A 25,580-nucleotide genomic window follows, 5' to 3' on the forward strand; every position below is an offset into this window, starting at 1 on the left:
GTTTACATAGGTAGCCGGGCACGCTTTACGACACTGTCCGGCATTTTCTGCGCCAGCAATGCCAGGGCGGTTTCGATGCGCTTGTGCAACTTTTTATCGGCAACGACCGCATGGAATAGCCAGCGATACGCATCCTCATAATCCCTTGGGCTGCCATAGCCTTTATTAAACAGATCGACCAGGCGTAACTGGGCTTTCAAATTGCCCAGCACGGAAGCCTCACGCAAATAAGTGATCGCCATACGCTTATCCATCTGCACCAGTTTACCCAGATCATAATAGCGACCAAGTTGTTCCAGCGCCGGTGCTAAACCCTGCTCAGCGGCTTTGCGCATATAATATAAGCCAAGTTCCACATTGCGCTCTACACAGACCGCGTAGGCCAGCATATCGCCATACAGAAACTGGTAAGAGGGCAGCGCCATTATTTCGGCGCGGGCTTCAATATCCTGAACCAGTTGGCATTCATCGTCTTTAACGCGCTTCAAATGCGCATTACGGCCGATCAATTCCAATAATTCAGCCTGGCTGTATAAGGGGACAGCCTCTATCTCCTCTTCACTTTGAGAGCAAGGACTAACAAGTAAGCAAGTGCTTACAATTAGCGCAGGTATCATGCTTAGATGCTTGTTCATATTCGATTCGTACCAGTGACACACTAAGATTGATTATACAATAAATGTGCCACAGCGCAGGCTTGGAAGATATGATGTGGTATTGTAGATATAAAAAAAGCTGCCGTAGCAGCTTTTTTTATTTTTAATGCTTATTCGCCGAATGGGTTGCGAACAATCATAGTTTCAACGCGGTCCGGACCGGTTGAAATGATGTCGATTGGTACACCAGTCAGTTCTTCAAGGCGCTTGATGTAGTTGACAGCGGCTTCTGGCAGCGCTTCAACCGTCGTTGCACCAAAGGTGTTTTCTGACCAGCCTGGCATCTCTTCGTAAACTGGCGTGACTTTCTCGTAGCCTTCAGCAGCCAATGGCGTCACGTTCGTAACCGTGCCATCTTCCAGCTGGTAACCAGTACAGATCTTGATAGTTTCAAGACCATCCAGTACATCCAGCTTAGTCAGACAGAAGCCTGAAATGCTGTTGATCTGGATTGCACGACGCATTGCAACGGCATCAAACCAACCAGTGCGACGCAGACGACCTGTGGTAGCACCAAACTCGTGCCCTTTCTCACCTAGGTGTTTACCAACTGGATCTTGCTTGTCCTGACCGTCATAAAGCTCTGTCGGGAACGGGCCTGAACCAACACGCGTGGTGTAGGCTTTTACGATACCCAGTACATAGTCCAGGTGTAGAGGACCAAAGCCAGCACCAGTCGCAACACCACCGGCTGTGGTATTAGACGAAGTTACATAAGGGTATGTACCATGGTCGATATCAAGCAGGGTGCCCTGAGCGCCTTCAAACAGGATGTTATCGCCCTTCAGACGCGTTTGGTCCAACAGCTCAGTTACGTCAACAACCATCGACTTCAGGATCTGAGCAATTTCCATTGCTTCATCGTAAGTCTTCTGGAAGTCAACAGGATCGACTTTGTAGTAGTTAACCAGGCTGAAGTTATGGTACTCAAGCACTTCTTTGAGCTTAGCCGCAAACTGTTCAGGGTTGAACAAATCGCCAACACGCAGGCCACGACGCGCTACTTTATCTTCATAAGCAGGGCCGATACCACGTCCAGTTGTACCGATTGCTTTGTTACCACGTGCCAATTCACGCGCCTGATCCAAAGCAACATGGTAAGGCAAGATCAACGGACAAGCTTCACTGATCAACAAGCGTTCACGAACTGGTACGCCACGCTCTTCCAGCATACGTACTTCTTTCATTAGCGCGTCTGGTGCCAATACCACACCGTTACCGATAATACATTTTACGTTATCACGCAGAATGCCAGACGGGATAAGGTGCAGAACGGTTTTTTCACCGTTGATCACCAGTGTGTGGCCTGCATTATGTCCGCCCTGATAGCGAACAACCAAAGAAGCCTTATCTGTCAGCAGGTCTACGACCTTACCTTTACCTTCGTCACCCCACTGGGTGCCCAATACAACGACGTTTTTACCCATTGCAAAATCACTTAGAAAAAATTAGGCGCAGATTTTATCAGAAAAGCCCGTTCAAAACACCCCATTACGGCTATTTTTTCCGCACTCGCCGGGATCCTGATGAATTTAGGCGGTTTTCTTTATCTTATCTGATCAAGGGGTGTCGCCAGCGACGGAAAATAGCCATCACTAAAATGTAAAAAACCCCGCTACTGCGAGGTTTTTTACACCAATTGACACCATGTTATTGATGTCAATCGAAGGTGGGGTTATTCACCTTTTTTGTTCTTCATATAATCAAAGAACTCGCTGTCTGGTGACAACACCATCACATCACCTTTGTTGGTGAAGGTGTTTTTATATGCTTCCAGTGAGCGAACAAAACCGAAGAACTCCGGATCTTTGTTGTAAGCGTTAGCATAAATTTTCGCAGCCTGCGCATCACCCTGACCACGTACGGCACGCGCATTACGTTCCGCATCTGCCAGCATAACCGTTACCCGGCGGTCGACTTCAGCACGAATAATTTCAGCCTTTTCCTGACCTTCTGAGCGGTGCTCTTTGGCCACAGCAGTACGCTCAGCACGCATCCGCTGGAAGATAGAATTACTAACTTCGTTCGGCAGGTTAATTTGCTTCACGCGCACATCCAGTACTTCAATACCCAGTTCCTGAGCACTTTCAGATGCCTGTACCAGCGCTTCTTCCATCAGCTCACTACGCTCACCCGAAACGATTTCCTTAATGGTACGTGAACCGAAGTTGGTTCTCAGACCATTGTTCACTTTCTGCTTCAACAGAGTTTCAGCGTACTGTTTATCACCTCTGGCACGCAGATAGTAAGCGGAGAAATCATTCACACGCCACTTCACGAATGAATCAACGATCAGGTCTTTTTTCTCACTAGTCACGAAACGGTCTGGCGCACCATCAAGCGTCTGAATACGTGCATCAATACGACGTACCTGACTGAAGAATGGCACCTTAAGGTGCAGACCCGGCTCATAAACCACAGCGTTGTCCTGGCTGTCTTTTTGTACTTTACTGAACAGTAAAACAATGGCGCGCTGCCCTTCTGTGACAACAAACACCGATGAGAAAGCCAAAAATGCGGCAATGATCAATCCTACGACAGTCATGTTTTTCATATCAGTTACCTCCCACCATTGTTAAAACGGTCACGTGAAAAACGATCATCACTGCTGTTAACTGTGCTGTTGCGTGACTGACCTAGTGACTGACGTAGCTGATTGATGTCATTCTGGTTCGGTAAGGTGACCTGAGAGCCTGGCTTACCTTGCTGCATAATTTTATCTAGTGGCAGATACATCATGTTGTTACCGCCTTTTACATCAACCAGTACTTTAGAGCTGTTACCCAGCACTTGTTCCATAGTTTCGATGTACAGACGCTCACGGGTAACCTGCTTGGCAGCCTGATACTCCGGCAGCAGTTTTTCAAAGCGCTCAACCTCACCCTGTGCTTCCAGTGTGATACGCTCTTTGTAACCTTCTGCCTCCTGAGTCATACGCGTTACCTGGCCACGAGCGCGTGGCTCGATTTCTCTTGCATATGCTTCTGCTTCACGAATGAAACGTTCTTCATCTTCCTGTGCCGCAATGGCGTCATCGAACGCATCTTTAACCTCAGCAGGCGGACGCGAATCTTTAAAGTTCACATCGGTGACTATGATACCCAGGTTATAAGGTTCGATGATTTTGGTCAGCTCATCCCAAGTGCGCTGACGCACTAACTCACGACCTGTGGTTAAGACCTGATCCATGCGAGAATGACCCACAACATAACGCAATGCACTATCAAGTGCTTGCTGCAAGCTGTGATCGGCATCAGTTACGCTGAAGCGATACAAAGTCGGATCAACCACTCGATACTGTACTTCAAACTCAACACTTACCACGTTTTCGTCTTCGGTCAGCATAAAGCCGGATGCCGACAGTGAGCGAACCGCTTCAATATCAATGGGGATAACACGCTCAACGAAAGTCATTTTCCAGCGCAGGCCCGGCTCGGCAATACGGTTAAATTCACCGAATTGCAGCACGATGCCACGCTCGGCTTCTTTCACTGTGTAAATACCGCTCAGTGCCCAAACAACAAACGCAATCAGCAGCACAAACACCGTACCGGCTCCGCCGATACCACCGCCTTTGCCTGGCTTACCGCCAAACATACCGCCAAACTTGTTGTTGAATTTGCGGAATACCTCGTCTAAGTCAGGTGGCCCCTGATCACGACCGCCGCGATTCTTCCACGGGTCGTTATCATTGCCATTATTACCCGGTTCGTTCCAGGCCATAGCTATACTCCATTGTTATAAAATGAATTAATCTAAATCTAACAAAAAACACAGAGATCTAATAGAGAAATGCGTGCGATATGCGGCTTTTTCAATCCCCAACCACAAATTGCTCTATTTCTTGCCCCTGCTCTTTCTTTAATCTTTCCCAGTCAGCCTGCGGCAGTCTGATATCCAATAGCCAATTTCCGGACTCATCATAAGACTCGCCATTGACCGCATTGAGGTTGAACAAAGCACCACGTAACTTGCCAAATGCCGGCGGTACAATGAGCTGATGAGCAAAAATCTTCTTCGCCAGCAGCTCTGAAATTGCCTGTTCAAGCAACTCACTGCCTTCACCAGTGTGGGCCGATAACCAAACGCGCACCGGAACGCCTTGCTCGTCTCTGTCTATTTTAGGGTTGATCTCGTCAACCAGATCAATTTTGTTGTAAACCAGTAATTGAGGGATCTCGTCTGCCTCAATTTCTTTGAGGACCGATTGTACCTCTTCTATATTCTCTTTTCTTCTCTGATCTGCCACATCCACAACATGTAGCTGCAAATCTGCTTCTCGCGTTTCTGTCAGGGTAGCTTTAAATGCCGCAACCAAATCGTGAGGCAAATGACGTATAAACCCAACGGTATCAGCAAAGATAACCGGTCCAACATCCACTATCTCCAGCTTGCGCAGGGTCGGATCCAAAGTCGCAAAAAGTTGATCTGCTGCATACACATCTGCGTGTGTCACATGGTTAAATAAGGTCGACTTTCCTGCATTGGTATAGCCAACCAGCGACACCGTCGGAATTTCATTACGACTACGGGCACGACGCCCTTGCTCGCGCACCGTAGCTACCTTTTCAAGCCTTTTACGGATACTTTTAATCCGCTCTCTGAGCAGCCGTCGGTCGGTTTCCAGCTGGGTTTCACCCGGCCCACGCAAGCCTATCCCGCCTTTTTGTCTTTCAAGGTGAGTCCAGCCGCGGATCAGGCGAGTTGAAATATGCCGTAGCTGCGCCAGTTCAACCTGCAATTTACCTTCGTGGGTACGTGCACGTTGAGCAAAAATATCTAAAATTAAGGTCGTTCTATCTAATACACGACAACGGCAGACACGCTCTAAGTTGCGCTCTTGAGAGGGACTGAGTTGATGATTAAAGATGATGACATCTGCATTGTGAGTTCTGACAATCTCAGCGATTTCTTCTGCTTTCCCCGTCCCGACAAATAATTTCGGGTGAGGCGCCTGACGGCTGCCTTGCACAACCGTCAAACAACTAACACCAGCAGAAGACACTAGCATTTCCAGCTCGCGAAGATCTTCTCGATCTCCTTCATTCGGAAACTCTATATGTACTAAGACTGCCTGTTCGCCGGCTTCATAACGGTCAAACAAGCATTACGCTCCTACTATCGACTAAAAACGATTAAAAGTTACCATCTTCGCCATGATCTGCACTGTCACTACCTTGAGTGTTCTGGAAATTTACAGCACGAGCAGGCACCACAGTGGAAATGGCATGTTTGTAAACCATTTGATTTACAGTGTTTTCAAGCAAGATGACGAACTGATCAAAGGACTGGATCTTGCCTTGTAATTTGATACCGTTAACTAAAAAGATGGAAACGGGAATGCGCTCACGACGTAAGACATTCAAAAATGGGTCTTGTAACGATTGGCCTTTTGCCATGTTCTTATCCTTCGTTCTAGGTGTTATTATGTTGAGATAGTTGAAGTAATCTGAATAAAAAGATTCCCTCAACCTCTATTAGCTTAGCGAACTTAATACACGTTGCAAGTTTTCTTGCCCGTCGGTTTCAAGCCAGGTGACATCTGGCCAACTACGTAACCAGGTTAATTGGCGCTTCGCTAACTGCCTGGTTGCAGCGATCCCTTTGAAGAGCATTTCTTCATAATCGCACTCACCAGCCAAATGCTCCCACATTTGCCGATACCCCACACAACGAATGGAAGGCAAATCTGGATGCAAATCATCTCGCTGATATAAGGCCAAAACTTCGTTTTTAAAGCCCTGATCCAGCATTATTTTAAATCTTTTTTCTATCCTTTCGTGCAGTATCTTACGATCCTTCGGGGCAATTGCAAACTGATGAAACTGATATGGCAAAGGCGCTTGTTTGGCTTTTTGCAATTCCGTCATCGTTTTGCCCGTTAGGCGATACACTTCCAGCGCTCTATTAATCCGCTGTGAATCATTTTCGCTGATTTTACTCGCCGCTTGCGGATCGATCGCTGTCAGCTGCGCATGTAAAGCGGGCCAGCCCTGTGCATTTGCTTCTTGCTCCAGTGTTTCGCGCACTTTAGGACATGCTTCCGGTAAGGGGGATAGCCCTTCAATCAACCCTTTAAAGTACATCATGGTACCGCCAGCCAACACAGGCACTTTACCTTGCTGGTGAAGACGATCGATACAGGCAATGGCATCACGTCGAAAATCCGCCACAGAATAACTCTCAGCCGGATCCAGCATATCGATCAGGTGATGCGGTGCCATTGCCTGTTCAGCAGCATCAGGCTTGGCGGTGCCTATATCCATACCTTTATAAACCAGTGCAGAGTCCACACTGATAATCTCACTGTTTAAATGCTGACAGAGCTCAATGGCCAACGCGGTTTTACCGGCGGCGGTTGGCCCCATCAAGGTAATAACGGGTTTTGCTTGCACGCTGTTTCTCTACTGCTGTTGGTGCTGCAACCAATCATGGGTTGCAGCCAGGACAAGAACTCATTGTTCTTGTTGGGACAAGCTTGATAACTTGCTTTGATCTATTGTAACCGCTTTTGCCTCAATTTGAGCACAGCTTCTGGCATTTTTTATGATTTTTTCTGCCACTGCCGCAAAGTGTTGCGAATAAAAATATCCTGCGGGGGTGGTTACTTGTAACCAGTTTAACCAGGCATTCAGCGTTTGCTCCTGCATTGCGCAAGCACTCAGCACCTGATCAAGGCATTGCGGTACGTCCAGGCTGTATAGGCTCAGCGGGAGCTTTTTAATCATCACATAACGCTCATGCGCCTGAATGGCAAACCCCAATAATGTCAGCCAGGATTCCTGCGCCATGACGCGCGCAATTTCCTCCGCACTGAGATTCACGCGCACTGGCAACAACAAGGCTTTGCCCTGCAAAGTACCATCTTGCTCAATTTGCGCTTGCCAGATCTCAACCAGACCATCTCGGCAATGCCCTAGCCGGAGCTCCCCCTCCTGGGTGAAAAGCACCGCCCCTTCAGCTAATACTAGAAAGCGGGTTACTTCCGTGCGCTGTGGTTTTATCTGCTCGTCTGTTGCCGGTGCCAGCTGCGGCATATCAGTAACCGTGGCCATCCCCTGGTAAAGCTCGTTCACATTAACTTGCCGGGACTTAGCAGCGCCTGAACTGTTGCTGCTTTTCGCACCACTTCGATAACCCAGGTTGGGCGTAAACGCAGCGGAACCAGATCCAGGAACCGAAGTCCCAGCACCGTCTTGCACCGACCCATAGTCACTCTGTAATGGTGAACGATATGCCTGGTGTTGACGCGCATCCTGTGAAGTCAACTGTTCAGATACTGGCGAGCTATGGGGTTGTTGTACATCACTCATAACGCTGCTCGCCAGCGGTGGTTCAGCCACCGGTAAAGGTAACTCCGGGGAGTCGCTGAGCACCACCTGTTTGACAGCCTGAACGATGAAGTCATGGATAAGCCGGGCCTGATGAAAGCGCACTTCGTGCTTAGCCGGATGTACATTGACATCCACCTGAGTAGGATCCAATTCAAGATAAATCACAAACCCGGGTGTATCAACGGCCCCTGCAGTCTCTTCAAACGCTTGTCGAATAGCATGTAAAATGAGCTTATCGCGCATCATGCGGCCATTCACATAGGTGTACTGAGTCTGATTGCTGCTACCCACTGGCAGTACCCAACCATACAACTTCAAACCATCATGGCCAGACTCAACAAAACTCGCTTGTTGCGCAAAGATTTTACCTGCAACCTGCGCAACGCGTTCAACGCTGTATGTATCAGGTCGGGCACGAAACTGTCTGATCACTTTCTGGTTGTGAGTGAGGGTCAGAGCCAGGTCAAAGCGACTCAGTGCAATGCGTTTGATCAGCTCGTCAATGTGACTGAATTCGGTTTTTTCCGTGCGTAAAAATTTACGTCTTGCCGGCGTATTGAAGAACAGGTCCTTCACTTCAATGGTGGTGCCATTGGGGTGGGCTGTTGGCTGGATCTGAACCGTCATGTCACGGCCCTCGGCAAATGCCTGCCAGGCCGTTTCCTGCTCTGCAGGTTTGGAGCTCAGTGTCAGCCGCGATACCGAGCTGATTGACGCCAGTGCTTCACCACGAAATCCCAGTGAAGCAATACACTCCAGATCGTCCAAGGTTTTCAGCTTACTGGTTGCATGACGGGACAATGCCAAAGTCAGTTCATCTTTGACTATCCCAGCGCCGTTGTCCCGGATCCGGATCAGTTTATGACCGCCACGCTCTATGTCGATCTGAATGCGTGTCGCACCGGCATCAATGCTGTTTTCAACCAGCTCTTTGACCACTGACGCGGGACGCTCAACCACCTCCCCCGCGGCTATCTGGTTGGCCAGCCTGGCTGGTAAAATTTCAATGCTCACGGTTTACGCCTTCGGAATGGTCAATACCTGACCAATATACAAAGTGTTCTTGGTCAAGCGATTTGCCTTTTTAAGCGCCGACACCGTTGTGCCATAACGCGCAGCCAGCACACTCAGTGATTCTCCTCGCTGCACCTTATGACGCAGTGGTTTGTTATTTTTCAGGCTCGCGAACAAGGTGTTGTCCGGCGGATTTTGCTGATAATAACGCTTAATCGATTTAAATATCGCATTTGCGAGGCGTTGCTGGTGATAGCTGGTTTTGAGCTGCTTCTCTTCCTGAGGATTAGAAATAAACCCTGTTTCGACCAAAATCGATGGTATATCTGGCGACTTCAGCACCCCAAAGTTTGCCGCCTGAGGGCGTTTTTTATGTAACTTAGTGACTTTTTTTAGCTCGCCAACGACCTCTTCAGCCACTTTAAAACCGGTTTTCATCGAGTGATCCATCGACATATCAAGCAGTGCTTTCGCCAGGTATTTTTCGTTGGCAGTGTCTTTAATCACATCTGCTGCACCGCCTAGCAACTGAGAGTGCTTTTCTTTGTCTTCCAGCCATTTACCCACTTCTGAATTGGCCCGACGTAACGACAGGATCCATACCGACGCACCTCGCGGCTCTGGACGCGAAAACGCATCTGCATGAATAGACACAAAAAAGTCAGCCTGGCGCTCTCTAGCCCGTGCAGTACGTGTGTTCAGTTTAATGTAGTAATCGCCCGTGCGGGTCAAGCGTGCTTGCATGCCCGGTTCTTTATCGATCAGGCGGGCAAGCCGTTTGGCGATTGGTAATGTGACGTTCTTTTCATAGGTGCCGGCAGGTCCAATGGAACCCGGATCTTCTCCTCCATGCCCTGCATCAATGGCTATAATGATATCTCTGTCTTTGGCCAGCTCACGCTTTTTACTTTGCGTCGATTTACTCGCGTAGAGGCTCTTTTGCTGGCCATACAGGTCCACAACCAGACGGTCTTTATATGGTCCGGTCGGCGCCAGCGCAAAAATAACGGGCTTGGCTGTGCGGCTTAACTCCATCACCACCCGGGTGCTGTTGCGGCTCTTTGCCTGACTGTAGCGAAGTTTATGTACAATTTTGTGTTCTTTAGGCAAGGTCGGTAGCTGCTTGAGTTTGCTGGTATTTTCCAGGTCGATCACCAGCCGCAGCGGGTTTTTCAGCATAAAGTAGCTGTATTCAGGCTTTTTGGACAAATCAAACACCACGCGCGTGCTTTCGGGTGAAGGCCAGACACGCACACCGTTGATTTTGTTTTTTGCCTGTGCAGCGCTGGCGAGCAATAACACGCTCAGCGCAAACAGGGTAAAGCTAATTCTTATTATCGCACTACGCATATCGACTTATAGCTTCAGTAAGCTGCTTTCCTCGTTCTGTGTGTGGCCTTATTACTGCACGGCGCCCCGCACCGTAATAGGCCAAATCAATGTCCATATCCGCCGTTGGGATCACGCCTGCACCTTTTTCTGGCCACTCGACGATGCACACAGCGTGTGGTGCAAAGTAATCCCGGATCCCCATAAACTCGAGCTCTTCAGGGTCACCCAGACGATACAAGTCAAAGTGATAGATGCTGACCTCACCCAACTCATACGGTTCAACTAAGGTATAGGTCGGGCTTTTCACATTCCCCTGATGACCCAGCCCCTGAACAATACCGCGCGTTAGCGTCGTTTTGCCGGCGCCCAAATCACCATGCAAATAGAATACCGCACCTGAGTGAATCAACTTGGCCAGCTGGCTTCCCAGGGCAATGGTTGCAGCTTCATCAGCCAGATCAATTTCTAATGTCATATCGACACTCATCCGATAATACCTCTAATATGGACAAATAAATCACTTGCCAGCAACCCATGCGCGCCGTCATGAGCCGCTTTTTCAGCCGCAAGACCATGAATATACACCGCTAACATAGCCGCATCAAATTTACTCAGGCCCTGCGCTAACAAAGCCGCAATTATACCAGATAATACATCGCCCATCCCAGCACTGGCCATGGCTGCACACCCCGAGCGATTGATATTTATCCGCTTTGCCTGCTGAACCAAAGTCCCCGGCCCTTTGAGTACCACGCAGGCCTGATAATGCTGAGCAAGCATATTGCTCATGCCGAAGCGACTTGATGTTTCAGCGTCTGCCTTAATAGCGGTGCTCAGGCGCCTCGCCTCTCCCCAATGTGGGGTCAAAACCGCATTTTGCCACTGCATTGGCTGGCTCGCCAGTAAATTCAACCCATCGGCGTCGACAACAACATGTTGCTCACTTGAGCGCACAGCGTCGAATAATGCGTGCGCCCATTCTGACTGACCTAACCCTGGGCCAATCACCAACGTATCGGCCTTGTCCAGTAAAGGCGTCAGCGCCTGGGCGTTTGCAACACCATGCACCATAAGTTCATAACGGCCTTGCAGGACCATAGCCTGATTGTCCGGGTGCGTCGCTACACTCACCAGCCCTGCCCCGGCGCGTAAACAGGCTTCCGCTGCCAAACGTATCGCACCAGCCATCCCCGGACCGCCACCAATTAACAGAACATGGCCACAGCGGTTTTTATAACTATCCATGGGCCGCACTGGGCGCTTTGCCAGTAACGCTTCTTTGCTAAAATAATGACTTGAGGGAGACACCAGCTGAGCAAATTCTTGGCCGACCCCTAACTGTGCCAGATACACGCTGCCGCTATGACCTTTGGCTGAGCCACTTAGCAACCCTTGTTTCAGCGCAATGAAGGTCATAGTGACATCCGCAACAAAGGCATCGCAAGCCACTTCGCTGCTTGAGCCATTAACACCGCTGGGTATATCAACGGCAAGCCGGTGTGCCGGGCACGATGCAAAGTGCCGAAATACCGCAGCAACGTTTTCGGGCAACTGACCACGAAAGCCACTGCCAAAGACCGCATCGACTATCAAGCCCGGCGCATTGTCTGGCTGCACACTATCCAGTACGACACCGCCACCGCTCAGGTAAGCCTGGTACGCCTCGTATGCATCACCCTGAAGTTGCTGCGGATCGAACAAGGCCAGCACGGTAACCTCCATGCCTGCCTGATGACACAAACGCGCCAGAACATAACCATCGCCCCCGTTATTGCCCTTGCCCGTGAGAATTAATATTGGACCACACGGTGCCAGGCTACTGACGTAATCAAATAAGGCAGCCCCGGCGCGCTGCATCAAGGCGCTTAAGGTGGTTCCCGCAAGACGCGCCGCTTCGGCTTCATTCGTTTGTACCGCTTGGGCCGTATAGGCAACTTGTGGTAAATTAGTCAGGTATTTTGCTTGTGATATAGACATTCCGTGACAACCACTACTCATTCTTCTGTTGATATTAACTATACTGAACTTGCGCAAAAAATTAAGCTTTGGGGCAAAGAACTTGGCTTTGCAGAAGTCGGCATTACCGACATAGACCTCAGCGAGCATGAAGCGCAGCTACAGCGTTGGCTTGATAATGGCTATCATGGCGAGATGGAATACATGGCAGCACACGGTATGAAACGTGCCCGCCCTGCTGAACTAGTGCCCGGCACACAAAGGGTGATCTCGGTAAAAATGAACTACCTGCCACCCGATGCCAGTTTCGCCCGCGCACTCAACAATAAGCAAACCGCCTATATCAGCCGTTATGCACTGGGCCGGGACTATCACAAAGTGATCCGCAACCGATTAAAGAAACTCGGCCAGCGCATTGAACAGGACGTCGGCCAGTTTGGCTTCCGTCCCTTTGTTGATTCAGCGCCGGTGCTGGAACGGCAACTGGCCGAAAAAGCCGGACTCGGTTGGCGTGGCAAAAACAGCTTATTGATCCACAAACAAGCCGGTTCGTGGTTTTTTCTCGGTGAACTGTTTGTTGACTTGCCCCTGCCGGTTGATAACAACCCTCAGGAGGAAGGCTGTGGCAAGTGCAACGCCTGCATTACACTTTGCCCGACCGGAGCCATTGTGGAACCCTATGTAGTGGATGCCCGCAAATGCATTTCTTACCTGACAATAGAGTTACAGGGTCCGATCCCTAAGCAATACCGCCCGCTGTTAGGCAACCGGGTATACGGCTGTGACGACTGTCAGCTGGTGTGTCCATGGAACCGCTACGGCCAGCTCACCGATGAGCAGGATTTCCATCCCCGTCAGCAACTCAAAGATCAGGAGCTGCTGACACTGTTCCAGTGGGACGAAGCAACCTTTCTGAAAAACACCGAAGGTAGCCCCATTCGCCGCATTGGCCATGAACGCTGGCTGCGAAACTTAGCCGTAGGATTAGGCAATGCAGAGCCTGACGGACAAATAATCCAGGTGCTTGAAGCACGCCTGGAGTCCGCCTCCCAACTGGTCAAAGAACATATTATCTGGGCCCTGGCGCAACAGCGTACCAAACACACCGAACAACAGCGCAAAAACGCCCGACTGATTAGGATCATAGAAAAAGGCCTGCCTCGGGACGCTTAACCATGTGAGCCAGCATTGGCTCACTGCTACGGTTTAGATTGCTGTAACAACACGTATTCAGCTATTCTGGGTGCTTTGCTGGAGAGCTGAGTAATGACAAATCGCTTTCAATTTCAGCAAATGCATCGCGCACCTGCATGATGGCCTCTTCCCGGGCAATTGAGCCCTGAATGGCTTCGTCGACATGCTGATAAATAAATACTTCCTGATCCTCATCCAACCCCATTGATGGGATCCGCTGCTCAAACACCTCCTGAAGGCGGCGAAAGATGGATTCATTCTGAGAGCGATTGTTGTTAAGCAGAGCCAGCAATCCGGTGAACTTACTGTGGATCATAGAAATGGCATCATTGAGCTCCGCTTGCTGAGACAGCAGCTGCTTGCGCGTCAAAATCGCCAGCAATTGCTGCTCAGTGACACTGGTGATAAAGCAAATATGATCTCTGAGCCGGCCATGTTTATCCGCATCTTCTGAGGGCATATTCAGGATCAACACACTCACCAAATTGTAGTTCACCAGGATCCGGCTGGTAAACTCATGCAAGCGGCCCTTCGAACGTAATATTTCAAACAACTCCACTACAATTGGGGAACACAATCCCGCAGTGGCAAAATGATGGCGCTGCTCATCGACCCGAAACTCAATATTGCAGCTTAATCCGAAATTGCTGAGGCACTGTATCAACGCCTTTGCTAACGCCTGAATATCATCAATGGCACCGATCTGTTCAATGTAACTGACGATAAATCCCATTTCACTGCTGGTCGCCATGGCATTGAACGCCGTAGAAGTTGCGTCTTCTACCTGCTGCTCCAGGATATCGCGTTCCAGCAACATCTGTCCTAAATTAAGCAATTTAGCTTTCAGCTCATTATGGCCAAAAGGCTTAACGATGTAATCCTCCGCGCCAACCGCGTAGCCTTCCATGCGCTCTTCAACCGATCCTCGTGCCGACACAAACATCACGATGATATTCTGCGTCTCCAGATTGGCTTTAATCTGTTTACACACTTCATATCCATTCATCTGCGGCATGCTGACATCCAGTAATACGACCTGAGGCGCAAAATCCTCAATAACATCCAGGCACTGCTGCCCGCTGGTTACAGTCAGTAATTCAAAACCGAGGTCTTCGAGTATTTCTTCAATGATTTCAAGGTTGAAAGGTTCATCATCCACCGCCAGGATTCGTTGCAATGCCATTTTTCAGTTCCTTTTCCGTTTCCAAAGCACCGTCATCTGCAAACACACCTTCAAACGTGAGAAATGCACCGACAATGACAGCTTTTATTTAGTTATAGACAGTGATCACCCAAGGCGCTAGTGCTCCACCTGAATTGGCAGCTCAATATGAATACAGGCACCCTGCTCCGGGTTATTTTCAGCGTAAATACAGCCTTTGTGCAGCAATATAAATTCTTTACAAATAGCCAACCCCAGTCCGGTTCCGCCAGCCCCACTGTTGGTTTTACTGCTTTGAGCGAACTTATCGAATATATGCTCCAATTCATCTTCTGGTATGCCAACGCCCTTGTCCCGCACCAAAACATGGACATATCCCGCTTTAAGCGTCACTATGACGCTCACTTCGCTGTGCTCGGGACTGAATTTCAGCGCATTACCAAGCAAATTTCTCATCACCTGAGTCAGCTGCTCAGCATCACAACGCAGCACAATATTGTCCTCTTGTGCTTGCAGCTCGATCTGAATATGCCGGGCCATTGCCAGACCCGATACATCTTCTTTTGCGGTGTGTATTAAAGTGAGTAAATTGTGTGATGCTGGATTAAAGGGAAAGCGGCCAGCATCCAATTTAGACAAGTCGAGCAGATTGTTAAGCAGTAGCAGCAAGCGTTCACCACTAGTCTCAATGCGTGATAAGTATTTCTCCAGTTTATTCACCGGTATCTCACCACACGCCAACTTATCAATCCCAAAGCGAGCAAAACTCAAAATGGAGTGCATGGGGGTTCTCAGTTCATGGGACATATTGGCAAGAAACTCAGATTTACTGATATTCGCGGCTTCTGCGGCCTCTTTAGCCGCCTGAAGTTGTGCCGTGCGTGCCTGTACCTCCACTTCCAGCACTTCTTTATCCTCTTCGAGTAATTGCTGTTTTCGCTTCAATTGGGCAACGTTCTTAAAAATCGCGGCCAGGGCAATTTCACCGTGATGGTCAATCTCAATAAACGTTCCCATCAATGGAATACTCGGCCCGTCTTTTTGCGGCAACACCAGCTCACAATTGAAATGCCGCAACATACTGCCATTGTTGATGGCTTCCTTTAGTGCGGTGACAGAGGCTGGTTCAAACAGGTCAAAAATAGAGTGTTGCTGTAGCTGATCTCCCGGCAGTTTTAGTAAAGAGGTACAACCATCATTGGCCTCAATCACAAAGCCATCAAGATTAAACAACATGATGGGGTCCGGAGTGTGCTTATAAATCACCCGCAGCAAGCTGTCCCGCTCAATGAGCGCGTCGACCGTATCCTGCAAACGTCCAACCAATTCTTGATTATGGCGACGCAGTAACTCGCTTTGCCATAGTTTATGCAGCGACTGCAACAACGTCCCTTCATCTACGGGCTTAGTTAATACATCTTCCACACCCTGACGAATGGCTTCCATCATATCGACCTGATTTTGCCGAGAAGTCATCAGCAGACAACGCGCATCACGGTGGACCTGTCGCAACTTCTTGAACACATCCAGGCCACTCCCCTGCGCCAAATTAAAATCACAAATCAACAGGTCAATATCATGGCTACTTGCCTGTTGCATTGCCTCAGTAATACAGTGTGCAGTCACAACCGTAAGTTGTGCGCCACGCAGGCTGGCCGTCAAACGCCTCAGACGACCTTCACGATGGTCAACCAGTAATATTTTCGGCAGCTCAAGTCGGTCATGATCACCGGTTTCAAGCACCCGTTCGAGCAGCCCCGTAATTTCTTTATTACCAAAAAAGGGGTAGATCACGATGGCATTGCACAGCATTCGATTTAAGCGGCTGAATGCATCAACGTGCTCCGAGTTTTCAGGCTTCGGAGCGAGCAAAATTAGACGGTCGTGATCTTTAAGCTCAGACAGGGCAGCAAAGGTGTGATCAGGCAACCCATGGGCGATGGCGATAACATGAAACGCAAAGAAGTCCTGAACCTTGTGCAACATCTGAAAGTGTAAATGTACCACTTCACAGCCCAATAATTCGAATAAAACCTTCAGTCTCATAGCCAGCACACTGCTGCTATCGATAATTAATACCTTGTTGTTTTCCATAACTAAACCCTGCTGTGGTAAACCAATTTACTGCGTTACTTGATGCAACCGCTAGCATTCAGTTTAGTCAAAAATCGCCAATCCGAAACACACGCTGGTTGAATCACAACGTGTAACCGTTACACTGTGAACTGACCACGTTCGTGCCACGTATACTCAGGCTATGAGTTTAAAACCGTTTCAGGGAGCCCTCTATGATCAAACCACTATTGATATCCATGGCACTACTTGCCAGCAATGCCGCGTATGCCAGCGAGACACCAGATTTCACCAAAAGTAAGGTCTGTGATGATTTTACCGGCTATGAATTCAGAAAACTCAGGTCAAAAGATACCGTCGACTTATGCGCTTTTGAGGGGAAACCATTATTGATCGTCAACACCGCCAGTAACTGTGGATTTACAGGTCAGTTCGATGGCCTGGAAAAATTACATAAAGCTTATGCCGATAAAGGCCTGGTGGTACTAGGGTTTCCGTCAGACGACTTCTTCCAGGAAGAAAACGACGAAAAAGATACGGCTGAGGTCTGCTTTATCAACTACGGTGTCACCTTTACTATGATGGCGACAGGTGCCGTGCGTGGCGACGATGCCAACCCGGTATTTCAGCACCTGGGTGAACAAAGCGGCGCGCCCATGTGGAATTTCTACAAGTATTTAATCTCGGCTGATCGCAAAACAATCCAGCAGTTCAACAGCCGCACCAAACCGATGTCGGAGCCTATGATTGCAGCCATCGAAAAAGAACTTGATCTTAAATAATGCGCTTTAAATCTAAGTATATTAGAATAATGTATGAGCAATAATTAACCCATCCATGGAGAGATAATGACACTAGCCAGCGCAAGACACATATTAGTCAATAACGAAGCCCAATGCCTTGAACTTAAGCAGCGTATTGCAGCAGGTGAAGACTTTGCCGAGATCGCAAAACAATATTCCAGTTGCCCGTCTGGTCAGGATGGGGGGGAGCTGGGTGAGTTCGGGCCCGGCATGATGGTACCTGAGTTCGACAAAGTGGTATTTTCTGCACCACTCAATGAGGTGCAAGGGCCAGTTCAGACGCAGTTTGGTTATCACCTGCTTGAAGTCACCAACCGGGTCGATTAAACCATGTTTGCTACTGGCAGTGTTTCTCTGTCAGTAGCTTTGCTTGTGACCTAACGAAACTACCCTGCCCTGTTCCTACCCGTCTATAAGTAATGCTATAGTCATTGCGCATCTAACCACAACATAAGGATTGAGTGATGATCTTATATGGCTCGGATACATCTCCGTATGTCAGGCGCATCCGCATTTATTGTCTTCGCCATGATATTACCCTGGACTATCGCAAACTGGACATCTTTAGTGAGGAAGGCAGAGCTATCCTTCACCAGCACAATCCGGCACGTAAACTGCCGTTTCTGCTTGCTGATGATCAGGCGGTCCTGGATTCCAACGTCATTGCCCGTTACCTGCAACAAAAGTTTTCTTTGCCTCACCTCAATTGGGCACAGGAAAATCTGCTCACTATCATCAATGCCTGCAACGATTCATTGGTAGAGCTACTGCTTTGCCAGCGTTCAGAATTTGATACTCAGGATGACAAGCTGTTTTTTAACCTGCAACGCGGGCGAATAGCAGAAACCTTGCGCGTACTGGATCAAAGCTGTCATGAAACGGTATTTTTAAACTGCGAGTATCTTCAGATCAGTTTATACTGCCTGCTGGATTGGATCCGCTTCAGAAACTTGTTCGACTTAACACCGTACACCGCTCTGGAGCAGTTTTATGACCAATGGCAGCCTCAAGAAGAGGCACGTCTTACAGATCCCAGAGCATAATACCAATTTGCTTAATTAAGTGTTCTATTTTGAGGCGAGAAAATAGGGTCGATAACAAGGCGAAAATTTTGCTGTTTAGTCGTTCTAAATGAGGAATTTTTTAACGCCGTTAGCGTCGTATTTGCTCTTTCAAATTAAACAGGTATTAAGTGAAATTGGTATAAGCTCGATAACTATGGAAATACACCATGAGTGACATCGAATTAGAATCGGAAGTAGTCAATTTTGTCGTGACAGCAAAAGAGCAAGAGCAAGTTTGGGCACTAGGCTCAGATGACGGCGGCCTGGTTGTGGTTGACTCAAACCAGTTTGAAGAGTCGGACGTATTGCTGCTATGGGATAATGAAGAGAGCGCTCAGGCACAGTGCCGTGACGAGTGGGCAGACTTCAAACCAATTGCCATCGCGCTGGATGAGTTGCTTGACGAATGGATTGAAGACTTACGCGACGACAACGCCCTGCTGGGCCTTAACTGGAATGATGACAACGTGTGTACAGAGATCGAGCCGGTTGGTCTGGCCCGTGCTCTGTCAGAATAAGCGCCGTTATTCCACGCTGATCAGCGCCACTAAGGTGCCTTCAATTGAGCGCACATATGCCTGTGTGTGCTCCCCCTTCAAAGTCGGCGGCGACAACGGCTCTGCGCCCGCTGCCACGGCTTTATCATAACTCTTCGCGACATTCTCACACCCCAAAGTTAACTCAAAACCCAGCGCTGGCTGCTTAGGTTGGCTACGAATGTAGCTTTGTTTAAACTGCGCCTGTGCAACCGGGTGGGTAGCAAAAGCAAGTAAAACCTGTCCGGTGTCCAGCTCTCCATAGTCTCCGTCCTCACTGAGGCCACAGGCACTGAGCCCGAAGGCCTGAAAGTAAAAGTCCAGTACCTCTTCGACACTGTCGACGTAGATCACGGTTTTCAGAAACTGCATGGCTAAATTTCAAGCTAAATAAATATAAATAAAGCATATTTTTCGTTCAGCGTAAACCGATTTAAGATCCGGACAGAGTAGAGACAGGCAATAGAAAGGGCGCCATTGGCGCCCCTTATCAAGCAATTACTGCTTATTCTTTTGTTCTTTCGTAAATGCCCTGAGTTTACGTTTCTGCGACAGGGTCATTTTGTTGGTGCGACCAGAATACGGGTTATCCCCTTCACGGAACTCAATCTTAATCGGCGTCCCCATGATATTCAGCGCCTTACGATAGTAATTCATCAGATAGCGCTTATAACTATCAGGCAAGTCATGCACCTGGTTACCATGGATCACGATACGCGGCGGGTTATAACCACCGGCATGGGCATATTTCAGCTTAACCCTGCGACCACGTACCAGAGGAGGCTGGTGATCGGCCTGGGCCATATCCATGATACGTCTCAGCATAGCTGTACTGACACGTTTAGTCGCCGACTCATACGCTTCTTCAACAGATTCAAACAAGTGGCCAACCCCGGTACCATGCAGCGCCGAAATGAAGTGCAGTCGGGCAAAATCAATAAAGCCAAGACGACGATCCAGTTCAGATTTAATACGCTCTTTCACATAGTCGTCCAGACCATCCCACTTGTTCACTGCGATCACCAAAGAACGACCCGCGTTCAGAGCAAAGCCCAGCAGACTGAGATCCTGATCTGAGATACCATCTCGTGCGTCGATCACTAACAGAATGACGTTAGCATCTTCAATGGCTTTCAGCGTTTTAATTACCGAGAACTTTTCGACCACATCACTGACTTTCTTACGCTTACGAACACCTGCGGTATCTATCAACACGTAGTCGCGTTCATTACGCGTCATCGGGATATAAATTGAGTCGCGTGTCGTGCCTGGCATATCGTACACAATTACTCGCTCTTCACCCAGGATGCGGTTAGTAAGCGTTGACTTACCTACATTAGGACGACCGATGATAGCCAGTTTAATGGGTTTGTCTTCAAAGCCAGTTTTGCCCTCTTCCGGAGCTTCTTCCCCTTCCAGGTAAAGCTCAGTCAGCAGCTCATCGTCCTGCTCAATTTCATCTTCTTCTGAGGCCAGCTCCGCAATTACCGGACCCAGAGTCGCTTCGAGTAGCTGTGTAACACCCCGACCGTGTGCAGCGGCAATGTGATACACCTCACCCAGCGCTAACTGGTAAAACTCAGCACAGTTGGAATCTGCATCGATGCCGTCTGTTTTATTGGCCACCACAAAGCTTTTCTTCTGTTGCTTACGCAAATGTTGCGCGATGGCCTGATCCGCTGCGGTCATGCCTGCACGGGCGTCGACCAGAAACAGCACCACATCGGCTTCTTCAATGGCCAGCAAAGACTGCTCTGCCATCTCCGTTTCGATGCCTTCTTCACTGCCATCAATACCGCCGGTATCGACCACGATAAACTCATAGCCATCATAATTTGCCTGGCCATATTTACGGTCACGTGTAAGGCCCGGAAAGTCCGCCACTAACGCATCACGCGTGCGGGTCAGACGGTTAAATAAAGTGGATTTCCCCACATTGGGTCGCCCGACGAGAGCGATCACAGGAAGCATAGACTACCTCTTTTAAAAACAACAAAAGGCTTCGCACCGCGAAGCCTTACTTCTATTCATTCAGCATATGGTGGTTACGGAATTTTTACCGCACTGACTTCACCATCGCGGGTGTACAAGATCAAGGTGTCATCGACCACAATAGGCTCGACAAAAAAGCCTGAGCTATCAAACTCTTCACGAGAAACCAATTGACCTGTTTGTTTATCCAGCCAATGCAGGTTACCTTCCTGATCACCCACTACCAGATAATTACCAGCCACTGCCGGCGTCGTCAGGTACCAACCACGTAACGCAGATTGGCTCCAACGCTCAATGCCCGACTCTCTATCTAGAGCATAGAGTACGCCTTCGCTATCTACCAAATAAATGGTATTCAGCTCAACACTGAGGTCACGGTAACTGCTGTACTCACGATCCCAAAGTACATTGCCGTTACGCACATCCAATGCGGCCAGTTTACCATTGTAGGCGATGGTATACACGGTACTACCAACAACCACAGGCTTAGTATCTACATCAACCAGGCGCTCAAACTCAGAAGCGCCTTTCGCCAGAGCGATGTCCGTACTCCAGGCCATGAAGCCATTCTCAGCAATCAGCACCGATAATTTACCGCTTTCTTCACCAACCAGTACGCCACCATTTGCTGACGTAGGTGAACTCAGGCCACGTAATGTCAGTGCAGGCACTTCCTGCTCAAACTGCCAGCGCTCCTCGCCGGTATCCGGGTGTAATGCCAGAAGCTTTCCTGAACCCAAGTTAACGTAGACCAAACCATCTCCAGCCGCCGGGGTCGAAAGCGCTTCTCCCGGCACCGCCTTACGCCAAACGACCTCACCGGTTTCACGGTCTAAAGCAATCACTTCGCCGTGCTCAGAGCCGATATACAACTTGCCGTAGGCCTGCAAAATACCGCCCGACAGCTTAGCCGTGTCATCGTCTTCCCATGGCCAGAAAGCCGGGGTTTCACGCGTATCAACTTCCCATAGCGTATCGCCGCTGCTGCTATCAAGTGCAGCGACCAAACCATTTCGTTCTGCTACGTAAACCGTACTTTGATAAAAGGTGGGTGTCAGACGTGAGAAGTAATGCTCAACGCCATCACCAATAGATTCCTGCCAGACAACGTCGGTTTCAAACTGGTTTACGATTTCAGGTAACACCAATTCCTCTTCATCGTCACTTGAGGAGCATCCCAGCAATGACGCCATACATAGCGCCAATGAGGCCATAGTCAACTTCTTCATGGCGACTCCTTACAGTGCTGCTGTGCTAGCCAGATCGTCCAGTTTAATTTGTAGCAGTGGGTTATTATCACTGCCACCGGCAGTCACTGCTTTTTGATACTCATCGCGCGCAGCCTCTTTCTTACCTTGCGCTAATAGTACATCGCCTTTCACCTCAGCTACCTGAGCAGCGAAGCTCTCTGGCATCGGGTTGCCCAGCGTCGCCAGTGCCGCACTATAATCTTCACGCGCAGCCTGTACACGAGCCAAACGCAGATAAGCCGTCGCTTTTAGCTCTGGTGATTTAACTGTGTTTGCAGCGAAGCTCAGCTTCTCTTGTGCAACGTCCAGTTTGCCTTGTTCAACGGCTTCTTTTGCTGCCACAAATGCAGCCAGTACCGCATAGCTCGACTCACCATTCGTTGCTAAAAAGTCATCGCTTTTGGTCAGAACGTCACCACTATCAACCAATTGGTTATAGGCTTCAGAACCTGCTTCTGCGGTGTCAATTTGATGCTGGTTATAAGCTTTCCAACCATACAGGCCACCCAGGCCCAGCACCGCGCCGATGATCAAAGATGTTCCATTTTCACGGAAAAATCGTTTTATTGCTTCGGCTTGTTGTTCTTCTGTTGAATAAATTTCCATTCTGACCTCTTTATTAATAGCGTAAAGCCAGTCCCTTTTCAGATAACTGGCCTGACTTTACTGCGCCTGGGCGCTTAATCCACTAACGCCGACAGCAGGCCTTTTGCCTCTGCCAGTGTCAGGGTAACTTGTTCTTTGTGTTCGCGGAGATACTTAACCGTCACCTTACCTTCGGCCAATTCATCTTCGCCAAAAATCAGGGCAACTTGTGCATCGCTCTTATCCGCACGTTTCAGTTGTTTTTTGAAGTTGCCGCCACCGGCATTGACCAGTACGCGCAGGCCTGGGATTTCACTGCGTAGTTGTTGCGCAATAACCGGCGCCTGAATGCCAGCCTGTTCGCCCATCGCTGCAACGAACACATCGGCATTACGGCGTACTGTGCCGATACGCTCAAGCTCTTGTAACATCAGTACAAGACGCTCCATACCCATTGCAAAACCCACAGCCGGCGTCGCTTTACCACCAACCTGCTCTACCAGGCCATCATAACGCCCACCGGCACACACAGTACCCTGAGCGCCTAAGCTATCCGTTACCCATTCGAATACGGTGCGGTTATAATAATCCAGGCCGCGTACCAGTTTTTCATTAACCTGGTATTCGACGCCAGCAGCGTCTAAACGTTCACATAAATTTGCAAAATGTTCACGCGACTCTTCATCCAGATATTCAGACAGTTTTGGTGCGTTCACCAAAATGGCCTGCACGTCGGGATTTTTGCTGTCCAGCACACGTAACGGATTGCTGTGCATGCGGCGCTTTGAATCTTCATCCAGATCCGCTTCGTGCAGTTCAAGAAACGCAATCAAGGCATCTCGATAGGTTGCGCGCGCTTCATTTGAGCCCAGAGAGTTGAGTTCAAGACGAACAAATTCGCTGATCCCAAACTGCTGCCACAGGCGCGCCGTCATCAGGATCACTTCAGCGTCCATGTCGGCACTTGCCACACCAAAGGTTTCTACCCCAAATTGATGGAACTGGCGGTAACGGCCCTTTTGCGGACGCTCGTGACGAAACATAGGTCCCATGTACCACAAACGCTGCTCCTGGTTATACAGTAAGCCATTCTGGTTACCGGCCCGCACACAAACTGCGGTGCCTTCAGGACGCAAGGTCAGGAGATCGCCATTGCGATCTTCGAAGGTATACATTTCTTTTTCAACGATGTCGGTGACTTCACCAATTGAGCGCTTGAATAACTCGGTGGATTCCACGATAGGAAAACGGATCTCCTGATATCCAAAAGATGCCACTGTGTCACGTAAGATAGATTCTACCTTCTGCCAGACTTGCGTATCACCCGGCAGACAATCGTTCATACCTCGAATTGCCTGAATTTGTTTTGCCACTGAAAATCCTAGTAATCTAATTTTTTACACGAAACGGCTGGCTAAGTCCGATGACTTAGCCAGATCTGATAAACCCGCTATTATACCCAGCTCGGCTAAAACGTAAACGCTTAGTTTGCCCGGTCTGCCGCGCTTACTCGACTATCTTGACGTCGATTTTGGGTTCATTTTGTTGTTTTTCAACATAGCTGCGTACCTGCTCTTCCAGCTGTTCAACAATGTGATCGTTGTCGATACGCAATTTTTGACGCTCACCATTGATATAGAGGCCCGAACGGCGGTTTGCCCCTGCCAGACCCAGATCGCTCACCAAAGCCTCACCCGGACCATTTACCACACAACCAATCACTGAAACCGAAATCGGGGTAGTGATGTCTTCAAGACGTTCTTCAAGTTGATTCATGGTGTTAACCACATCAAATTCCTGACGAGAGCAACTTGGGCAGGCGATAAAGTTAATTCCCCGCGAACGAATACGCAGCGACTTAAGAATATCAAAGCCTACTTTAATTTCCTGAACTGGATCGGCAGCCAGGGAAACCCGCAACGTATCACCAATGCCCTCAGCCAGCAGCATACCTAAGCCCACTGCCGACTTGACCGAGCCGGCACGCATCCCACCGGCTTCGGTGATCCCCAAATGCAGTGGTTGGTCAATTTCTTTGGCTAACAGGCGATATGCTCCAACCGCTAAGAAAACGTCCGACGCTTTAACCGAGACTTTAAATTGGTCAAAGTCGAGCCGCTGTAAGATCTCAACATGACGCATCGCTGACTCAAGCAAAGCTTCTGGCGTAGGTTCGCCATATTTTTCCTGCAGATCCCGCTCCAGCGAGCCGCCATTCACTCCGATACGGATCGGAATGTTCTTATCACGTGCAGCATCGACGACGGCACGAATACGCTCTTCATTGCCGATGTTGCCGGGGTTGATGCGCAAACAATCCACACCATATTCAGCCACTTTCAGGGCGATACGATAATCAAAGTGAATGTCGGCGACCAGCGGTATCTCGGACTGTTCTTTGATGCTCTTAAACGCTTCTGCGGCTTCCATAGTCGGAACAGAGACCCGCACAATGTCCGCGCCGGCATCGGCAATCGCCCGGATCTGAGCCACAGTGGCGTCCACGTCCAGGGTATTGGTGTTGGTCATCGACTGCACGGCGATCGGTGCTCCGTCCCCGATGGGCACATTCCCCACATTGATACGCGTGGATTTTCTACGTTTGATCGGTGATTCTGAAAACATGACG

The 25,580-nt window shown here is 49.2% G+C and carries 24 protein-coding genes; 5 read left to right on the plus strand and 19 right to left on the minus strand.

The features are described from left to right. Positions 1–2: 2 nt before the first annotated feature. From AT705_RS08750 to AT705_RS08800, 11 genes are all read right to left on the minus strand, one after another. Complete coding sequence (locus AT705_RS08750; RefSeq protein ID WP_157576899.1) at positions 3–617, minus strand: tetratricopeptide repeat protein; 615 nt, start codon at positions 615–617, stop codon at positions 3–5. A 149-nt stretch (positions 618–766) separates the two neighbouring features. After that, positions 767–2,083, minus strand: a complete 1,317-nt coding sequence (locus tag AT705_RS08755; protein ID WP_010383986.1) for an adenylosuccinate synthase — start codon at positions 2,081–2,083, stop codon at positions 767–769. 248 nt (positions 2,084–2,331) lie between these two features. Beyond that, positions 2,332–3,210, minus strand: a complete 879-nt coding sequence (gene hflC, locus AT705_RS08760) for a protease modulator HflC (protein WP_058796299.1) — start codon at positions 3,208–3,210, stop codon at positions 2,332–2,334. Positions 3,211–3,215: 5 nt separating this feature from the next. Continuing rightward, complete coding sequence (gene hflK, locus AT705_RS08765) at positions 3,216–4,379, minus strand: FtsH protease activity modulator HflK (RefSeq protein ID WP_058796300.1); 1,164 nt, start codon at positions 4,377–4,379, stop codon at positions 3,216–3,218. 91 nt (positions 4,380–4,470) lie between these two features. Then, positions 4,471–5,760, minus strand: coding sequence for a ribosome rescue GTPase HflX (gene hflX, locus AT705_RS08770; RefSeq protein ID WP_058796301.1), 1,290 nt, complete (start codon positions 5,758–5,760; stop codon positions 4,471–4,473). A 31-nt stretch (positions 5,761–5,791) separates the two neighbouring features. Then, a complete protein-coding gene (gene hfq, locus AT705_RS08775) occupies positions 5,792–6,055 on the minus strand; it encodes an RNA chaperone Hfq (RefSeq protein ID WP_010383977.1) in 264 nt (87 codons plus the stop codon). Positions 6,056–6,133: 78 nt separating this feature from the next. Next, positions 6,134–7,051 (minus strand): tRNA (adenosine(37)-N6)-dimethylallyltransferase MiaA, encoded by a 918-nt coding sequence (gene miaA / locus AT705_RS08780; protein WP_082668957.1) that lies wholly within the window; start codon positions 7,049–7,051, stop codon positions 6,134–6,136. 60 nt (positions 7,052–7,111) lie between these two features. After that, positions 7,112–9,004, minus strand: a complete 1,893-nt coding sequence (gene mutL / locus AT705_RS08785) for a DNA mismatch repair endonuclease MutL (protein WP_058796303.1) — start codon at positions 9,002–9,004, stop codon at positions 7,112–7,114. A 3-nt stretch (positions 9,005–9,007) separates the two neighbouring features. Next, positions 9,008–10,354 (minus strand): N-acetylmuramoyl-L-alanine amidase, encoded by a 1,347-nt coding sequence (locus tag AT705_RS08790; protein ID WP_058796304.1) that lies wholly within the window; start codon positions 10,352–10,354, stop codon positions 9,008–9,010. Beyond that, on the minus strand, positions 10,347–10,811 hold the full coding sequence (gene tsaE / locus AT705_RS08795; RefSeq protein WP_058797950.1) for a tRNA (adenosine(37)-N6)-threonylcarbamoyltransferase complex ATPase subunit type 1 TsaE: 465 nt from the start codon (positions 10,809–10,811) through the stop codon (positions 10,347–10,349). The genes AT705_RS08790 and tsaE overlap by 8 nt, the downstream gene beginning before the upstream one ends. Positions 10,812–10,819: 8 nt before the next feature. Further along, entirely contained in the window at positions 10,820–12,313 is a 1,494-nt protein-coding gene (locus tag AT705_RS08800; RefSeq protein WP_058796305.1) for a bifunctional ADP-dependent NAD(P)H-hydrate dehydratase/NAD(P)H-hydrate epimerase, read from the minus strand. Positions 12,314–12,316: 3 nt separating this feature from the next. On the opposite strand from AT705_RS08800, the gene queG reads away from it, so the two are divergent. Beyond that, entirely contained in the window at positions 12,317–13,465 is a 1,149-nt protein-coding gene (gene queG / locus AT705_RS08805) for a tRNA epoxyqueuosine(34) reductase QueG (RefSeq protein WP_058796306.1), read from the plus strand. 61 nt (positions 13,466–13,526) lie between these two features. On the opposite strand, the gene AT705_RS08810 is transcribed toward queG, so the two are convergent. Together AT705_RS08810 and AT705_RS08815 are read right to left on the minus strand one after the other, a co-directional pair. After that, positions 13,527–14,669, minus strand: a complete 1,143-nt coding sequence (locus AT705_RS08810) for a response regulator (protein ID WP_058796307.1) — start codon at positions 14,667–14,669, stop codon at positions 13,527–13,529. Between the two features lie 117 nt (positions 14,670–14,786). Continuing rightward, complete coding sequence (locus AT705_RS08815) at positions 14,787–16,742, minus strand: sensor histidine kinase (RefSeq protein ID WP_058796308.1); 1,956 nt, start codon at positions 16,740–16,742, stop codon at positions 14,787–14,789. A 194-nt stretch (positions 16,743–16,936) separates the two neighbouring features. Between AT705_RS08815 and AT705_RS08820 the strand changes: the two genes are divergently transcribed. From AT705_RS08820 to AT705_RS08835, 4 genes are all read left to right on the plus strand, one after another. Further along, the gene (locus tag AT705_RS08820; RefSeq protein ID WP_058796309.1) at positions 16,937–17,503 is read left to right on the plus strand and encodes a glutathione peroxidase; all 567 of its coding nucleotides are present in this window, start codon (positions 16,937–16,939) and stop codon (positions 17,501–17,503) included. A 66-nt stretch (positions 17,504–17,569) separates the two neighbouring features. Continuing rightward, positions 17,570–17,851, plus strand: a complete 282-nt coding sequence (locus AT705_RS08825) for a peptidylprolyl isomerase (RefSeq protein WP_058796310.1) — start codon at positions 17,570–17,572, stop codon at positions 17,849–17,851. A 137-nt stretch (positions 17,852–17,988) separates the two neighbouring features. After that, positions 17,989–18,567: a glutathione S-transferase family protein gene (locus AT705_RS08830; RefSeq protein WP_058796311.1), complete on the plus strand. Its 579-nt coding sequence runs from the start codon at positions 17,989–17,991 to the stop codon at positions 18,565–18,567. Positions 18,568–18,755: 188 nt separating this feature from the next. Next, positions 18,756–19,106, plus strand: coding sequence for a DUF2750 domain-containing protein (locus AT705_RS08835; RefSeq protein ID WP_049865427.1), 351 nt, complete (start codon positions 18,756–18,758; stop codon positions 19,104–19,106). Positions 19,107–19,112: 6 nt separating this feature from the next. Here AT705_RS08835 and AT705_RS08840 read toward each other — a convergent pair whose 3' ends face one another. From AT705_RS08840 to ispG, 6 genes are all read right to left on the minus strand, one after another. Beyond that, positions 19,113–19,496, minus strand: coding sequence for a VOC family protein (locus tag AT705_RS08840; protein WP_058796312.1), 384 nt, complete (start codon positions 19,494–19,496; stop codon positions 19,113–19,115). A 126-nt stretch (positions 19,497–19,622) separates the two neighbouring features. Beyond that, positions 19,623–21,095 carry a ribosome biogenesis GTPase Der gene (gene der, locus AT705_RS08845; protein WP_010383954.1) on the minus strand — a complete coding sequence of 491 codons (1,473 nt, stop codon included), beginning with the start codon at positions 21,093–21,095 and terminating at the stop codon, positions 19,623–19,625. Positions 21,096–21,169: 74 nt separating this feature from the next. Beyond that, the gene (gene bamB, locus AT705_RS08850; protein WP_058796313.1) at positions 21,170–22,345 is read right to left on the minus strand and encodes an outer membrane protein assembly factor BamB; all 1,176 of its coding nucleotides are present in this window, start codon (positions 22,343–22,345) and stop codon (positions 21,170–21,172) included. Between the two features lie 9 nt (positions 22,346–22,354). After that, complete coding sequence (locus AT705_RS08855) at positions 22,355–22,972, minus strand: YfgM family protein (protein WP_058796314.1); 618 nt, start codon at positions 22,970–22,972, stop codon at positions 22,355–22,357. Between the two features lie 74 nt (positions 22,973–23,046). Continuing rightward, positions 23,047–24,324 carry a histidine--tRNA ligase gene (gene hisS / locus AT705_RS08860; protein ID WP_058796315.1) on the minus strand — a complete coding sequence of 426 codons (1,278 nt, stop codon included), beginning with the start codon at positions 24,322–24,324 and terminating at the stop codon, positions 23,047–23,049. 133 nt (positions 24,325–24,457) lie between these two features. Continuing rightward, positions 24,458–25,576: a flavodoxin-dependent (E)-4-hydroxy-3-methylbut-2-enyl-diphosphate synthase gene (gene ispG / locus AT705_RS08865; protein WP_058796316.1), complete on the minus strand. Its 1,119-nt coding sequence runs from the start codon at positions 25,574–25,576 to the stop codon at positions 24,458–24,460. Positions 25,577–25,580: the final 4 nt, after the last annotated feature.

This window comes from Pseudoalteromonas rubra (assembly GCF_001482385.1).
Classification (GTDB): domain Bacteria; phylum Pseudomonadota; class Gammaproteobacteria; order Enterobacterales; family Alteromonadaceae; genus Pseudoalteromonas; species Pseudoalteromonas ardens.